Raw genomic sequence first — 14287 nt, 5'->3', positions numbered from 1 at the left:
CCCCGATCCCCCGCAGTCCGTGGACGCCGGCCGGCGTCACACCATGATCTCGTCCTCGCTGCGCGCGGTCTTGGGCACCGTGAACGCCAGCAGCCAGGTCAGGACCAGGATTCCGGCGGCCAGCCAGTAGACGAGTTCGGCGGCCGGGAACGGCGAACCGCCGTGCTCGACCCGGTTGAAGAACAGTGTGCTGAACAGCGCCGCGGCCACCGCGTTGCCGAGCTGGTTGAAGGAGCTGATCACGCCGTTGGCCGAGCCCAGTTCGTGGTCGTCGACCGCGGCCAGCACCAGGCCGAAGAACGGCGCGAACACCAGGCCCATGCCGACACCCGAGACCAGCAGCGCCGGGGCCAGGTTCCAGCTGGTGACCCCGCTGTGCCAGATCTGCTGGTGCTCGGCGTTCAGGGTGAACGACGTCCCGGCGTAGTGCTTGATGATGTAGCCGCTCAGCGCCATGCCGGCGGCGAGCGTCAGCAGTCCGGCGTGCAGCACCCGGCGCGGCGTCTTCTTCACGAAGGCCTGGCCGGCGCCCATCGAGATGATCGTCCCCAGCGACCACCACGCGCCGGTGAGCCCGGCCCGCAGCGGCGACCAGCCCAGGGACACTTGCAGCAGCAGCGGGCTGACCGTGAAGGCCGCCGCGCACGCGCCGAAGAACAGGAAGATGGTCATCGTGCCGGTGGTGAAGGCCCGCTTGCGGAACAGACTGGTCTCCAGGAACGGGTCCAGGTTCCTCTGGTGCCGGAACCGGGCGTAGAGGCCGAAGAGGATCATCACCACGACCGAGGCGGCCAGCATCAGCCAGATCCCCGCGTCCCAGTGGTGCTCACGGCCCTGGATGACCGGGTAGACCAGCAGGCCGACCGCGGCCGAGCACAGCACCAGGCCGATGTAGTCCAGCTTCGGCCGGGTGCCCTGGCGGTGGTGCACCGTCGGCAGCACCTTGTTCGCGAAGTACAGCGCGATCACGCCGACCGGCAGGTTGATCACGAACACCCAGCGCCACGAGGCGTAGGTGATCAGCGCGCCGCCGAGCACCGGGCCCAGGGCGGCGGACAGGCCCATGAACGGGCCGAAGATGGCGAACGCCTTCTGGCTGTTCTCCCGGCCGAACTTCTCCCGGATCATGCCGATGCCCTGCGGGATCATCATGGCCGAGGCGCTGCCCTGGAGCAGCCGGGCCGCGATCAGCTCGCCGGGGTTCTGCGCGATGGCGCAGACCGCGGACATGATCGTGAAGCCGGTCAGGCCGATCATGAACATCCGGCGCCGCCCGGCGATGTCACCCAGCCGGCCGCCGGCGATCAGCAGCACCGAGAAGGACAGCACGTAGCCGGTGCTGATCCACTGGTACTCGGTGTTCGAGGCCCCGAGCCCGTTCCGGATCGACGGCGCGGCGACGTTCATCACCGTGGCGTCCAGCAGGTCCATCATCGAGGCGCCGAGCACGGTGAACATCACCGCCCAGGCGCCCTTCGGGATCGCCGAGAGCCCCGGATCCTTACCCTTCTCCGGTGCCGCGTCCCCCGGCACCGCGTCGGATACCGGGACGTTCACGTCCTCCGTACCCTTCACAATCTCGCTCATGATTTCCCCTCCGCGCCGACCGCAGGCCCGGTAACGTGACTCGCTCGCAGCACACGATATAGCGCGTGCTGCGACTGTCAAGCTATATCGCGAATCTCGCCGGTTCCGACGACCTCAGATTGATGGTGTCCCCACCTCCCGAGGTGGGTACGACTACCTTTTTAGCGGAACCCACTGACAGGTTCGCCTGAATTTGGCGCGGTGCGGGCGCCCGGCCGCTTGTCCAGCCGTTGTGGAGCTAGCGCACGCTCACGCACCCATGGCGTGCACGCCGCCGTCCACGTGGATGACCTCGCCGGTGGTCCGCGGGAACCAGTCCGACAGCAGCGCGACGATGCCGCGCGCCGTCGGATCGGCGTCCTCCAGGTCCCAGCCGATCGGCGCCCGCTCGCCCCACACGCCGTCGAACTGCTCGAAGCCCGGGATCGACTTGGCCGCCATGGTCTTGATCGGCCCGGCCGAGATCAGGTTGCTGCGGATGCCGCGCGAGCCGAGGTCCCGGGCCAGGTAGCGGGAGGTGGACTCCAGCGCCGCCTTGGCCACGCCCATCCAGTCGTAGCCCGGCCAGGCCACCTGCGCGTCGAAGTCCAGCCCGACGATCGAGCCGCCGGTCTCCGGGAACAGCGGCAGCAGCGCCATCGCCACCGACTTCAGCGAGTAGGCCGAGACGTGCACCGCGGTCGCGACGGACTCCCACGGCGTGTTCAGGAAGTTGCCGCCCATCGCGTCCTGCGGGCCGAACGCGATGCTGTGCACGATCCCGTCGACGCCGTCCATGTACTGCTTGACGTTGTCGGCCAGGGTCGCCAGGTGCTCGGCGTTGGTGACGTCGAGCTCGATCACCGGCGCGCCGCCGTTCGGCAGCTTCTTGGCGATCCGCTGCGTCAGCGAGGGCCGCGGGAACGCGGTGAGCACCACCTGCGCGCCCTCCTCCTGCGCGATACGCGCCGCGTGGAAGGCGATCGAGGCGTCGGTGAGCACACCGGTGACGACGATGCGCTTGCCTTCGAGGATTCCCATGCTCAGTGCCCCATTCCCAGTCCGCCGTCAACCGGGATGACGGCTCCAGTGATGTACGCGGCCTGCTCGGAGGCCAGGAACCGCACCACTCCGGCGATGTCCTCGCTGGAGGCGATGCGGTTCAGCGGCACCTGCTTGAGGATCTCCGCCTTGCGATCGTCGGTCAGCACCGCGGTCATGTCGGTCTCGACGAAACCGGGGGCGACCACGTTGCAGGTGATGCCGCGCGAGCCGATCTCCCGGGCCACCGACCGCGCGAAGCCGACCAGGCCGGCCTTGCTGGCGGCGTAGTTGGCCTGCCCGGCCGAGCCGGACAGCCCGACCACCGAGGAGATCAGGACGATGCGTCCCCGCTTGAGCCGCAGCATGCCCCGGCTGGCCCGCTTGGTGACCCGGAACGAGCCGACCAGGTTGGTGTCCAGCACCGCCTCGAAGTCCTCATCGCTCATCCGGAGCAGCAGGGTGTCCCGGGTGATGCCGGCGTTGGCCACCAGCACCTCGACCGGGCCCTGCTGGGCCTCGACCTCGCCGAAGGCCCGATCCACGTCCTCGGCGACGGTCACGTCGCACTTCACGCCGAACAAGCCCGCGGGCACCTCGCCCGAGCGGTAGGTGATGGCGACCTTGTCCCCGTCCGCCGCGAAGGCCTTCGCGATGGCCAGGCCAATTCCCCGGTTTCCCCCGGTGACCAGTACGGACCGGCTCAATTCAGCACCTCTGTTCTTGATCTCGTGGCGCCTGTTGTCTTCGCCTATGACGTCAGCGCCGACGTTATCGGGATACCGGGAGGTCACCGCAACCTCGCAAGGCATAGATCGGCGGGCGTCGGCTTTGTAGGACCCCCACAAGCCGTCCCGCGCGCACGGTTCCCGTTAGGTTTGCGCTATGACCGTAGACGAGTCCTTCACCTCGCTCCCTCTGGGCGATCTCGCCGAAGCGGCGTTGTCCCGGGCCCGCGCCCTGGGCGCCGAGCACGCCGACTTCCGCGTCGAGACCGTCCGCTCCCAGCACATCAATCTGCGCGACGGCCACGTCGACGGCGTCAGCGATTCCTCCGACCGCGGTTTGAGCGTGCGCGTCGTGTACGACGGCACGTGGGGCTTCGCCGCCGGGGTCGCGCTGGACGCGCGGACCGCCGCCGCGCTGGCCGAGCAGGCCGTGGAGGTGGCCAAGGTGTCCAAGCCGGTGAACTCCGAGCCGGTGGTGCTGGCGCCGGAGCCGGTGCACGGCGAGCACGTATGGGTCTCCAGCTACGAGATCAACCCCTTCGACGTCCCGGACACCGAGAAGATCGGGCACTTCCAGCGCTGGTCCGAGCGGCTGCTCGGAGCGGACGGGGTGGCGCACGTGGACGCCGAGTTCCAGGCAGTGCAGGAGGGCAAGTACTTCGCGGACCTGGCCGGCAACCGGCTGACCCAGCAGCGGATCCGGACCGAGGGCGCGCTGACCGCGGTCGCCGTCGACCAGGAGAGCGGCGCCTTCGAGACCATGCGCACGGTGGCCCCGCCGGTCGGGCGCGGCTGGGAGTTCTTCACCGGCAACGAGGTCTTCGACTGGGACGCCGAACTCGACGCGCTGCCCGGCCTGCTGCGCGACAAGCTGACCGCGCCGTCGGTGCAGCCCGGCGAGTACGACGTCGTCATCGACCCCTCGAACCTGTGGCTGACCATCCACGAGTCCATCGGCCACGCCACCGAGTTGGACCGCGCGCTGGGCTACGAGGCCGCCTACGCCGGCACCTCGTTCGCCACGCTCGACAAACTCGGCACCCTGAAATACGGCTCGCCCGTGATGAACATCACCGGCGACCGGGTGTCCGAGCACGGCCTGGGCACGGTCGGCTTCGACGACGAGGGCGTCCAGACCCAGCAGTGGGACATCGTGAAGAACGGGATCCTGGTCGGCTACCAGCTGGACCGCCGCATCGCACAGCTCAAGGGCCTCAACGGCGGCCGCTCCAACGGCTGCGCCTTCGCCGACTCGGCCGCGCACGTGCCGATCCAGCGGATGGCCAACGTCTCGCTCCAGCCGGCCGCGGACGGCCCGTCGACGAAGGAGCTGATCTCGCGGGTGCGCCGCGGGCTCTACATCATCGGCGACAAGTCGTGGTCGATCGACATGCAGCGCTACAACTTCCAGTTCACCGGCCAGCGCGCGTTCCTGATCGAGGACGGCGAGCTCAAGGGCCAGGTGAAGGACTTCGCCTATCAGGCCACGACGACCGACTTCTGGGGCGCGATGGAGGCGGTCGGCGGGCCGCAGACCTATGTCGTCGGCGGGTCGTTCCAGTGCGGCAAGGGCCAGCCCGGGCAGGTGGCGCCGGTCAGCCATGGCGCGCCGGCCGCGCTGTTCCGCGGCATCCGTATTCTCAACACCGTTCAGGAGGCCGGTCAGTGAGCACGTCATCGAAGCCCCAAGATCTGGTCGAGAAGGCCCTGGAGCTCTCCCGCGCGGACGGCGCCGTGGTGCTGGTGGACGCCGCGACCGACGCCAACCTGCGCTGGGCCAACAACACCCTGACCACCAACGGCGTCTCGGCCGGGCAGCAGGTCACGGTGATCTCGGTCAAGAACGGTGCCACGGGCGCGGCCTCGGCCGCCGTCGGCGTGGTCGGCCGCTCCGGCGTGGATGTGGCCGGCATCGAGGACCTGGTCCGGGCCAGCGAGAAGGCGGCCGAGGAATCCGGTCCGGCCGACGACGCCAACCAGCTGGTCCCCGGCCGGGCGTCGGCGGACTGGGACGAACCGCCGGCCCAGACCGACATCTCGGTGTTCTCCTCCTTCGCCCCGGCGCTCGGCGAGACCTTCGCGGCCGCCCGCGCCGAGGGCAGCCTGCTGTTCGGCTACGCCGAGCACAGCATGAGCACCCAGTACCTGGGCTCCACCAGCGGCCTGCGGCTGCGGCACGCCCAGCCCACCGGCTCGGTGCAGCTGAACGCCAAGTCCGGCGACCGGTCCCGCTCGGCCTGGGCCGGGGTGCCGACCGCGGACTTCTCCGACGTGGACGTGGTGGCCGTCGGCCAGGACCTGGCGCGCCGGCTGGAGTGGGCCAAGCGCAAGATCGACCTGCCGGCCGGCCGCTATGAGACCGTGCTGCCGCCGACCTCGGTCGCCGATCTGATGATCTACGCGTACTGGTCGGCCGCGCTGCGGGACGCCGTCGACGGCCGCTCGGTGTTCAGCAAGAGCGGCGGCGCGACCAAACTCGGCGAGAGCCTGGCCGGCTCCTCGGCGATCAAGGCCACGCTGCGCAGCGACCCGACCGCGACCGGGCTGGAGTGCACGCCGTATGTCGAGGCGTACTCCTCCAACGCCTACCAGTCGGTGTTCGACAACGGGCTCGCCCTCGGGCCGACCGAGTGGATCAAGGACGGCGAACTGGCTGCGCTGCTGACCACCCGGCGGACCGCGGCCGCGGCCCAGGCGCCGGTGACGCCGTTCGTCGACAACCTGATCCTGGACGCGGCGCCCGGCGGCACCGGCCCGTCGCTGACCGAGCTGACCGGCTCGACCCGCGACGGCCTGCTGCTGACCAGCCTGTGGTACATCCGCGAGGTGGACCCGCAGACCCTGCTGCTGACCGGGCTCACCCGGGACGGCGTCTACAAGGTCGAGGGCGGCGAGGTGGTCGGCGAGGTGAACAACTTCCGGTTCAACGAGTCGCCGGTATCGCTGCTCTCGCGGATCGCCGAGGCCGGCCGCACGGAGCGGACGTTCTCCCGCGAATGGGGCGACTACTTCAACCGGACCGCGATGCCCGCGCTGCGGATCCCGGACTTCAACATGTCGTCGGTGAGCCCGGCCTCCTGACCGGCGCCGACGCTGGATCAGACGCTATATCAGGACCCCGCCGAGCTGATGTCGGCGGGGTCCTGTCCTGGGCCTCGACGGCGGGCGTAGCCTGGGAGTATGCGGATCGGGCGGGACAAGAGCGGACAACAGGACGTCTTCGGGATCACCGACGCGCCCAAGCCGTTGAGCCAGGACATCCGGTCCCGCGAGTCGAAGTACCTGATGGCGATGGGGATAAGGGTCGCGGCGTTTCTGCTGATCGTGATCCTGCCGATCGACTGGCCGTGGAAGCTCGGGCTGGCGGCGCTGGCGTTGGTGCTGCCGTATGTCGCGGTCGTGTACGCCAACGGCGGGCGCGAGCCGGAGCCGGGCGCTGACTCGCCGTATCTGGCACAGGAACGGCTGGCGCTGCTGCCCGGCCAGGGGGTCCGGGAGACGCCCCGGGAGGACGGCGTCACGGCCGAGGAGAGCACTGCCGACACCCCGCGCGACGAGCCGATCGTCGGCCGGATCGTCGGCGACGACGACTGATCGGAACGCGGATCCGGGGCATCCGCGCACCGACCGCGGAAAAGTAAGGGGCCCATTCCCTTAGCGGGTCTACGCATGTCATACTTCTTACCTGCGCCCTGAACCCCCGTCGGGGCGCCACTTGCGGCGTCGAGCGGCTCCCCCCGTGGCCGTTCGACGCCGCGTCTCTGTCCCCCGCGAAGCTGGTCTATCGTGGCTTTGTGACCTCGGACGACTCCCCCGCCCCCGCCATCTGTTCGGCGAAGGGCTGCCGCCAGCCCGCGGTGTGGAGCGTGGTGTGGAACAACCCGAAGCTGCACACCCCGGACCGGCGCAAAGTGTGGCTGGCCTGCGAGGACCACCGGCAGCACCTGGCCGACTTCCTGGACGTGCGGGGCTTCCTCATCGAGGTGGAGCCGTTCGGACCTGGGGCCGCGTCGGACTGACCGGGACTGACCCGGGCCGGCGCCGGACCGGATCGGCCCGGCGGACGCTTCGACAGTCGAACGTCCAAGCCGGACCTTCGAGCCGAACCCTCAAATGAAACGCTTAAAGCTCAAAACGGACGCCGGAATCACCCGGCGGAATCGAGCGCTCAGCCCATCAGACCATTGAGCTCCGGGTACGGGAGCCCGCCCTCGACCGACGTGTAGGTACCGCTTTTGGCCAGCTCCTCGGCGGCCCGCCGGACCAGCCCGTAGGCCGCCTCGGCGACCGCCGCGCCCAGACTGGCCCGCGCCACGCCCAGCCCCGCGAGCTCGGCGACCGTCGGCGCCCCGGGCCCCACCATCACGTTCAGCGGCGCGTCGATCCCCCGCACCAGGGCACTGATCGTCTCCGGCGCCGCGACCCCCGGCACGAAGATCCCGCTGGCCCCGGCGGCGAGATACCGCTCGGCCCGGGCCAACGTCTCCCCGAGCCGGTCCGGCTCCGCGCCGAGCTGGAACAGGAACACGTCGATCCGCGCATTGATGTACAGCGGGACCCCGGCCGCGTCGGCAGCCCGCCGAGCCCCGGCGATCCGGGCGACCAGCTCGGCCGGATCCCGCGGCCCGTCCTCGATGTTGACCCCGACCGCCCCGGCCGCGATCACCTGCGTGACGGTCTCCGCCACGGCGTCCCCGTCAGCACCGAACCCGTCCTCGATATCGGCCGTCACCGGCACCTCGACGGTGTCGACCACACGCCGGATCAGCGCCACCGCCCGCTCCCGATCCAGATGACCCCCATCGGCCGCCCCGAGCCCCCACGCGACCCCGGCACTGGTGGTCGCCACCGCGGGCGCCCCGGTCGAGGCGACGATGCGGGCACTGGCACCGTCCCACGCATTGGCGAGGGCGAGCGGCGTGCCGGGAACATGGAGCGCGTGGAAGCGGGTGGCCTTGTCGTGCTGAGATGTCATGGGTTCAGGGAATCAGAACGCACCCACGGTCGCATCTGATTCGGTGAGGCCCGAATCCGTGGCACGTGATCTCGAGCCCCGCCGCCGAAGACGCGGGCCCCGCCCAGCTTTCCTGCGAGGTCAGCCCGCCGAGGCAGCACACGCAGTCGCTCTGCCGCACCGTCGCGCGAGATCAGCCCGCCGAGCCCTAGCGAGCGCCGCACCTCACCAATCCGCCAGCCGCCGCCGCAACAACCGCCGCTCCCCCTCACTCGGCGCCAGCTCGATCGCCTCCCGCAGGCACTCCTCGGCTTCCGCCGCCCTCCCAACCCGCCGCAGCAGATCGGCCCGGGCCGCGGCCAGCAGGTGGTAGCCGTCCAGGCGGCCCGAGTCGGCGAGCGCGTCGAGCGCCGCCAGCGCCGCCTCGGGTCCCTGCGCCATCGCGAGCGCGACCGCGCGGTTCAGGTCCACGACCGGGCTGGGCGCCACCTTCGTGAGTTCGTCGTACAGTCCCACGATCTGCGGCCAATCCGTCTCCGCCGTGCTCGGCGCCGCCGCGTGGCAGGCCGCGATCGCCGCCTGGATCTGGAACGGCCCGGCGCGCCGGCGTCGCAGTGCCCGTTCGAGGATCGCCCCGCCTTCGCCGATCAGCTCCCGGTCCCACCGGGCGCGATCCTGGTCTTCCAGGATGACCGGCTCGCCGTCCTGGTCGAACCGCGACGCGCGCCGCGCCTCCTGCACCAGCATCAGCGCCAGCAGCCCTTGCGCCTCGGGCTCGTCGGGCATCAGCGAGACCAGCACCCGGGCCAGCCGGATCGCCTCCCGGCCCAAGCCGGCCGGGTCCCGCGGTTCGTCGTAGCCCCGGTTGAACAGCAGGTAGAGCACGTGCAGCACCGCCGGAAGCCGCTCCGGCAGCAGGTGCGCCGGCGGCACCCGGAACGGGATGACCGCGTGTGCGACCTTCTGCTTGGCCCGGAAGATGCGCTGGCCCATCGTCCGCTCCGAGACCAGGAACGCGCGCGCGATCTCAGCGGTGCTCAGCCCGGCCAGGGACCGCAGCGTCAGCGCCACCTGCGCATCGAGGCGCAGCGCCGGGTGGCAGCAGGTGAACATGAGCTCAAGGCGCTCGTCCGGGATCTCGCTGTCCCGGGTGTAGGGCGGCGGCGCGGGCTCGCGCGCCGCCCGGCGCAGCTTGGCCGCCTCGGTCGAGGCCCGGCGCATCCGGTCCACGGCCCGGTTGCGGGCGGCGGTGGTGAGCCAGGCCAGCGGCTGCCGGGGAACCCCGGCCTCAGGCCATGTGCGCAGGGCCTGAGTGAACGCGTCCTGCGCGCACTCCTCCGCCAGGTTCCAGTCGCCGCCGGTGAACCGGATCATGGTGGCCACGATCCGGCTCCAGCCGTCGGCGTAGATCCCGGCGATGACCTCGCTCGCCGATTCGCCGTCCATCGCCGCGCCGTCCACTACGCGCCGCCCGTCGCCCGGCCGTCCGGCCTCAGTCGTCCTCGCCCCAGAACGGGCGCAGCTCGATCACGCCGCCCCAGGCCATCGGGTGCCGGGAGGCCACCTCGACCGCGTGGTCCAGGTCGGTGCACTCCAGGACGTCGAACCCGGCGATCAGGTCCTTGGTCTCGACGTAGGGCCCGTCGGTGAGCAGCACCTCGCCGTCGCGGACGCGGACCGTGGTGGCGTCGGACTCCGGACGCACCCGGTCGCCCAGCAGCCGGACGCCCTTACCGTCGTTCTCGGCGACCCACTCCTCGACGTCCGGGGCGTCGCCCACCTTCGACTTGTCGAGGTCGGGGTCCAGGCAGACCAGCATCAGGTACTTCATCGGTCTCTCCGTTCGCAGGCTGTCGCGGCGGTGTGTCCCGCCGGTCATGTGGTTGACGAACGGCTTTGGCCCGCTACTACATGCTCCCCGAAATTTTTCCGACCGGCCCGGTGCTAGCCGCCGATCGCCGACATCGGCCGCTCGGGCTGCACGAACCCCGGCTCCCCGATCCCGGCCGCCCGCTTCTTCCCCAGCATCGCGACGCGCCAGCGCTCGGCCAGTTCCTCATCGCTCGCGCCGTCGCGCATCGCGCCGCGCAGATCCGACTCCTCGCGGGCGAACAAGCAGGTCCGCACCTGCCCGTCGGCCGTCAGCCGCACCCGGTCGCAGTCGCCGCAGAACGGCCGGGTCACGCTGGCGATCACCCCGACCCGGCCCGGTCCGCCGTCCACCAGCCAGGTCTCGGCCGGCGCCGCGCCGCGCACCGCCTTGCCCTCCGGGGTCAGCGTGAACTCGCGCTCCAGCGCGGCCAGGATCTCCTCGGCCGTGACCATCTCGGCCCGGTCCCAGCCGTGCTGCGCGTCCAGCGGCATCTGCTCGATGAACCGCAGCTCGTACCCGCGCTCCAGACACCACCTGAGCAGGGCCGGGGCCTCGGCGTCGTTGACCCCGCGCATCAGCACGCTGTTCACCTTGACCGGGGTCAGCCCGGCCTGCGCCGCCGCTTCCAGCCCGGCGACCACGTCCGCGAACCGGTCGCGCCGGGTCAGCTCCCGGAAGACCTCCGGGTCCAGGGTGTCCAGCGAGACGTTGACCCGGTCCAGGCCGGCGTCCTTCAGCGTCGGCGCCAGGCGGGCCAGGGCGAGCGCGTTGGTGGTCAGCGAGATCCGGGGCCGCGGCTCCAGCTCGGCCACCTGCCGCACCAGGCCGGCGATGCCCGGCCGGACCAGCGGCTCGCCGCCGGTGAACCGCACCTCGTCGACCCCGAGCAGCCGGACCGCGATGCGGATCAGCCGCAGGATCTCCTCATCGGTCAGCAGCTCCGCCTTCGGCAGCCACGGCAGCCCCTCGGCCGGCATGCAGTACGTGCAGCGAAGGTTGCAGCGGTCGGTCAGGGACACGCGCAAGTCCGTCGCCGTCCTGCCGAACGTGTCGACCAGCATCTGCGACCCTCTCTCGCCGAACCCCCGGGAAGATCCCGTCTTACCTTCCCAGCTTCTCACTAGCCCTGCTTGTTCCCGTCCACGGATCGGCTCGCTAGCATTCTTGCTGTCCACCCTCCGCCGTCGCGCCTTCACCCAGCGCCACCATCGCCGATCCCCGCTCACGTCGCGATCGCAGGTGATCCGCATGCCGTCCCCGGTCCCGCTGATAAGCCAACCGCGCCCCGTCCCCACGCCAGGGGAGGTCGGGTTACGCCGGATCCTGGCCGTGGCGGACGTGCTGCTGGGCGGGGTGGAGGAGGCCGAGCTGGTGGACCGGCTGCTGCCGGCGCTGCGCCGGGCCGTCCCGTCCGACACCGTGCTGTGGCTGGCATCGGACCGATGGCACCCGGCGGCCTGGCGGGCCGAGCCGGCCGGATCGATCGGCACCGACCAGGCCGCGGCCCTGGACACGCACGCCCAAGACCCGCTGCTGGCCGAGGCCTGGCACGGCGCCGGGACCGCGACCCGGCGCTCGGATCTGCACACCGACGCCGAGTTCCACCGGCTGCCGCTGTTCCAGTCCGTGTTCGCCCCGCTGGGCGCCCGGCGTCAGCTGATCATGGCGGTGCAGCCGGACGAGCAACGACGCGTCGTCGTGCTCTTCAACCGCGCCGCCCCCGACTTCGCGCCGCAGGACGTGGCGGTCGCCGAATCACTGCGGCCCCGCATCGGCCGCGCGCTGGCCCGGTTCGGCAGCCCACTGCCCAGGCCGGTGTTGGTGTCGCCGCGCGAAGCCGACGTCCTCGATCTGCTGTGCCGGGGCCTGACCGACCGGCAGATCGCCACCCGGCTGGGGATCAGCCCGCGCACCGTGGACAAGCACCTGGAGCACGCCTACGTGAAGCTCGGTGTGCGCTGCCGGGTGCAGGCGGCCTCGCGCTGGCGGTCGTGATCCGGCCGGCGGTCGTGGCCCGTCGGCGGCCGTGATCCAACCGAAACCCCGCGCGCAGCAACGAAAGCGGCCCCTTTCTCGTCTACTCATACATGGAACAGCGCGATCAAACGCCGCAGCAGCCGGGCGAGGACATCGGCCGCGCCGCGGCGGAAGCGGCGGCCGAGGCCGAGGCCGGCGAGGGCATCGACGCCTTCGGTGACGGCCGCTGGCACCGGCCCGAACGGCACGGCTCCGACCCGGACGGACCCGAGCGCCGCTCCAAGCGCTGGCTCGTCGTCGGCGGCGTGACAGTCGTCGCACTGGCTCTGGCCGGCGGCGCCGCGGCGATCGCGGGCGGCTCGCACCACACCTCGAACACCACCGCGCAGACTGTCGCCGCCACCGGCCCGACCACGCAAAGCCCGCTGCCGCCGGCAACCTCGCAGCAGAGCCCCACGGCGCCGACCACACCGAGTACACCGAGCACACCGCCACCCACCTCGGACGCCACCACGCCCTCGACGCCGACGAAGGCCGGCACGCCGACCCCGGGCAAGAGCCCGACGTCGCCGACCCCGACCGACGAGACCGGCGGGGCCTGCGAGAACACGAGCCACGACACCGCCGCCGACCGGGCGGTGATGTTCAGCGGCATGACCGAGGGCACCCAGCAGGCGTTCCTGAACGCCAAGAAGGCCGCCGAGGCCAACGGATTGGGCTTCGTCCTCAACTCCGGCTACCGCTCGGCGGCCTACCAGAAGCGCATCTTCGACTGCTACGTCAAGCAGCTGGGCTCGGCGCAGGCCGCGCGCACCTGGGCCCTGCCGCCGGACGAGTCTGCACACGTGAAGGGCTACGCGATGGACATCGCCCCGCCCTCGGCCGCGGCCTGGCTGGAGTCCACCGCCGGCAAGTACGGCCTGTGCCGCCGCTTCGCCGACGAGACCTGGCACTTCGAGTACCAGGCCTGGTACAAGACGCAGGGCTGCCCGGCACTGCTGCCGCACCCCTGATCCGCCACCGGCGGCCAACCAGCCCTGACCCGCGGCCTGTGATCCGAAGCCGCTGATCCACCACCGCTGGTGCGGCTACTGCTGCTACTGCTGCCGCGGCAGCCGCGCGATCAGCTCGGCCAGCTGCCGGCTCTGGTCGGCGTGCTGGGTCCGCAGCGCCTCGAACTCGCGGGTCAGGACCTCCAGCATCTCCCGGGACTGGCGGTCCTCGTCGTAGTCGTGCTGCGCGAGCTCGCTGGCCACCTGGTCGGACCGCTTGGCGGCGATCAGCAGGATCGCCCCCTGCAACGCCGCCACGCACGAGAGCACCAGGTTGAGCAGGATGAACGGGTACGCGTCGAAGGTGTGGCCGGTCGACTTGTCCAGCACGACATTGGCCGTCATCCAGACGATCAGGAAGCACACCGACACGAAGACGAACATCCACGACCCCATGCCGTTGCGCATGGCGTCGGCGGCCCGCTCGCCCCTGGTGAGTTGGTCGCCGGTCCGGACGCCGGGGTGCCGGCGCCAGCTCCCCGGGGCTATGTGCCTCACAGCGGACTTCACAGTCGACTTCAGCTGAGCTTGTGCGGTCATGCCGGGGAGTGTGGCAGATCGAGGTGACCGGCCCGAGCCGGACCCCGGGTCCGACCCGGCGGTCCCGAGCCCGACCCGGCGATCCCCGGCCGGGGCCGCGCGATTCCCGCGGCCCGCGGGCCCTCAGTTGCTGTTGCGCTGCGAGGCCAGCAGGTCGCGGATCTCCGCCAGCAGCTCCTTCTCGGTGGCCGTGGCCTGCTCCGGGATGCCGAGCCGGGCCTTGCGCCGGTCGTTGAGGTGGTTCAGCGGCATCACGATCAGGAAGTACACCGCGGCCGCGATGGACACGAAGCTGATCACGTTGGTCAGCAGGTCGCCGTAGGCGAACGAGGACTTGTTGATCGTGAAGGTCAGCTTGGTGTAGTCCTGCTTGCCGAAGATCGCCGTGATCAGCGGCATGATGATGTCGCTGACCAGCGACTTGACGATCGCGCCGAACGCCGCGCCCATGACCACGGCGACCGCCAGGTCGACCACGTTGCCGCGCATCAGGAACTTTTTGAAACCGGAGAACAAGGTGACGAGCCTTCCACGAGTGGGGTCGGCGGCCACACCA

15 protein-coding genes are annotated in these 14287 nt (G+C 70.9%); 6 read left to right on the top strand and 9 right to left on the bottom strand.

The features are described 5' to 3' along the window. Window positions 1-36 precede the first annotated feature (36 nt). The 3 genes from IZR01_RS27480 to fabG form a co-directional block, all read right to left on the bottom strand. Window positions 37-1587, bottom strand: coding sequence for an MFS transporter (locus tag IZR01_RS27480; RefSeq protein WP_194925530.1), 1551 nt, complete (start codon window positions 1585-1587; stop codon window positions 37-39). 249 nt (window positions 1588-1836) lie between these two features. Beyond that, a complete protein-coding gene (gene fabI, locus IZR01_RS27475; protein ID WP_194899136.1) occupies window positions 1837-2607 on the bottom strand; it encodes an enoyl-ACP reductase FabI in 771 nt (256 codons plus the stop codon). A gap of 2 nt (window positions 2608-2609) precedes the next feature. Further along, a complete protein-coding gene (gene fabG, locus IZR01_RS27470; protein ID WP_194899137.1) occupies window positions 2610-3314 on the bottom strand; it encodes a 3-oxoacyl-[acyl-carrier-protein] reductase in 705 nt (234 codons plus the stop codon). A 178-nt stretch (window positions 3315-3492) separates the two neighbouring features. On the opposite strand from fabG, the gene IZR01_RS27465 reads away from it, so the two are divergent. From IZR01_RS27465 to IZR01_RS27450, 4 genes are all read left to right on the top strand, one after another. Further along, window positions 3493-5004 (top strand): TldD/PmbA family protein, encoded by a 1512-nt coding sequence (locus IZR01_RS27465; protein WP_194899138.1) that lies wholly within the window; start codon window positions 3493-3495, stop codon window positions 5002-5004. After that, window positions 5001-6416, top strand: a complete 1416-nt coding sequence (locus IZR01_RS27460) for a metallopeptidase TldD-related protein (RefSeq protein ID WP_194899139.1) — start codon at window positions 5001-5003, stop codon at window positions 6414-6416. Before IZR01_RS27465 ends, IZR01_RS27460 begins: the two co-directional genes overlap by 4 nt. Before the next feature lie 99 nt (window positions 6417-6515). After that, window positions 6516-6929: a DUF3099 domain-containing protein gene (locus IZR01_RS27455; RefSeq protein WP_194899140.1), complete on the top strand. Its 414-nt coding sequence runs from the start codon at window positions 6516-6518 to the stop codon at window positions 6927-6929. A gap of 200 nt (window positions 6930-7129) precedes the next feature. Then, the gene (locus tag IZR01_RS27450) at window positions 7130-7354 is read left to right on the top strand and encodes a hypothetical protein (protein ID WP_194925529.1); all 225 of its coding nucleotides are present in this window, start codon (window positions 7130-7132) and stop codon (window positions 7352-7354) included. A gap of 149 nt (window positions 7355-7503) precedes the next feature. On the opposite strand, the gene IZR01_RS27445 is transcribed toward IZR01_RS27450, so the two are convergent. The 4 genes from IZR01_RS27445 to moaA form a co-directional block, all read right to left on the bottom strand. Then, window positions 7504-8310 (bottom strand): isocitrate lyase/PEP mutase family protein, encoded by an 807-nt coding sequence (locus tag IZR01_RS27445; protein ID WP_194925528.1) that lies wholly within the window; start codon window positions 8308-8310, stop codon window positions 7504-7506. Between the two features lie 204 nt (window positions 8311-8514). After that, the gene (locus IZR01_RS27440; RefSeq protein ID WP_194925527.1) at window positions 8515-9735 is read right to left on the bottom strand and encodes an RNA polymerase sigma factor; all 1221 of its coding nucleotides are present in this window, start codon (window positions 9733-9735) and stop codon (window positions 8515-8517) included. Between the two features lie 46 nt (window positions 9736-9781). Further along, the gene (locus IZR01_RS27435; RefSeq protein WP_194895951.1) at window positions 9782-10120 is read right to left on the bottom strand and encodes a YciI family protein; all 339 of its coding nucleotides are present in this window, start codon (window positions 10118-10120) and stop codon (window positions 9782-9784) included. Between the two features lie 113 nt (window positions 10121-10233). Beyond that, complete coding sequence (gene moaA, locus IZR01_RS27430) at window positions 10234-11223, bottom strand: GTP 3',8-cyclase MoaA (protein WP_194925526.1); 990 nt, start codon at window positions 11221-11223, stop codon at window positions 10234-10236. Window positions 11224-11410: 187 nt separating this feature from the next. Here moaA and IZR01_RS27425 point away from each other — a divergent pair, with 187 nt between their 5' ends. Together IZR01_RS27425 and IZR01_RS27420 are read left to right on the top strand one after the other, a co-directional pair. Further along, window positions 11411-12157: a helix-turn-helix transcriptional regulator gene (locus tag IZR01_RS27425; protein ID WP_194925525.1), complete on the top strand. Its 747-nt coding sequence runs from the start codon at window positions 11411-11413 to the stop codon at window positions 12155-12157. 92 nt (window positions 12158-12249) lie between these two features. Next, window positions 12250-13152 carry a D-alanyl-D-alanine carboxypeptidase family protein gene (locus tag IZR01_RS27420; RefSeq protein WP_194925524.1) on the top strand — a complete coding sequence of 301 codons (903 nt, stop codon included), beginning with the start codon at window positions 12250-12252 and terminating at the stop codon, window positions 13150-13152. An 84-nt stretch (window positions 13153-13236) separates the two neighbouring features. On the opposite strand, the gene IZR01_RS27415 is transcribed toward IZR01_RS27420, so the two are convergent. Both IZR01_RS27415 and mscL read right to left on the bottom strand, forming a co-directional pair. Next, the gene (locus IZR01_RS27415) at window positions 13237-13731 is read right to left on the bottom strand and encodes a DUF1003 domain-containing protein (protein ID WP_194895955.1); all 495 of its coding nucleotides are present in this window, start codon (window positions 13729-13731) and stop codon (window positions 13237-13239) included. 123 nt (window positions 13732-13854) lie between these two features. Beyond that, a complete protein-coding gene (mscL, locus tag IZR01_RS27410; protein WP_323746431.1) occupies window positions 13855-14283 on the bottom strand; it encodes a large conductance mechanosensitive channel protein MscL in 429 nt (142 codons plus the stop codon). Window positions 14284-14287 lie beyond the last annotated feature (4 nt).

It is taken from the genome of Catenulispora pinisilvae (assembly GCF_015356865.1).
Lineage (GTDB): Bacteria > Actinomycetota > Actinomycetes > Streptomycetales > Catenulisporaceae > Catenulispora > Catenulispora pinisilvae.
The sequence above is the reverse complement of the archived record's forward strand: the minus strand, read 5'-3'. Positions and strand labels throughout refer to the sequence as shown.

What these genes read in the sequence shown, in the direction of transcription:
- IZR01_RS27440 (WP_194925527.1), bottom strand. Translation starts at nt 9,735, where the DNA reads ATGGACGGCGAATCGGCGAGCGAGGTCATCGCCGGGATCTACGCCGAC.
- IZR01_RS27420 (WP_194925524.1), top strand. Translation starts at nt 12,250, where the DNA reads ATGGAACAGCGCGATCAAACGCCGCAGCAGCCGGGCGAGGACATCGGC.
- fabI (WP_194899136.1), bottom strand. Translation starts at nt 2,607, where the DNA reads ATGGGAATCCTCGAAGGCAAGCGCATCGTCGTCACCGGTGTGCTCACC.
- IZR01_RS27435 (WP_194895951.1), bottom strand. Translation starts at nt 10,120, where the DNA reads ATGAAGTACCTGATGCTGGTCTGCCTGGACCCCGACCTCGACAAGTCG.
- IZR01_RS27445 (WP_194925528.1), bottom strand. Translation starts at nt 8,310, where the DNA reads ATGACATCTCAGCACGACAAGGCCACCCGCTTCCACGCGCTCCATGTT.
- IZR01_RS27455 (WP_194899140.1), top strand. Translation starts at nt 6,516, where the DNA reads ATGCGGATCGGGCGGGACAAGAGCGGACAACAGGACGTCTTCGGGATC.
- IZR01_RS27425 (WP_194925525.1), top strand. Translation starts at nt 11,411, where the DNA reads ATGCCGTCCCCGGTCCCGCTGATAAGCCAACCGCGCCCCGTCCCCACG.
- moaA (WP_194925526.1), bottom strand. Translation starts at nt 11,223, where the DNA reads ATGCTGGTCGACACGTTCGGCAGGACGGCGACGGACTTGCGCGTGTCC.
- IZR01_RS27480 (WP_194925530.1), bottom strand. Translation starts at nt 1,587, where the DNA reads ATGAGCGAGATTGTGAAGGGTACGGAGGACGTGAACGTCCCGGTATCC.
- IZR01_RS27415 (WP_194895955.1), bottom strand. Translation starts at nt 13,731, where the DNA reads ATGACCGCACAAGCTCAGCTGAAGTCGACTGTGAAGTCCGCTGTGAGG.
- IZR01_RS27465 (WP_194899138.1), top strand. Translation starts at nt 3,493, where the DNA reads ATGACCGTAGACGAGTCCTTCACCTCGCTCCCTCTGGGCGATCTCGCC.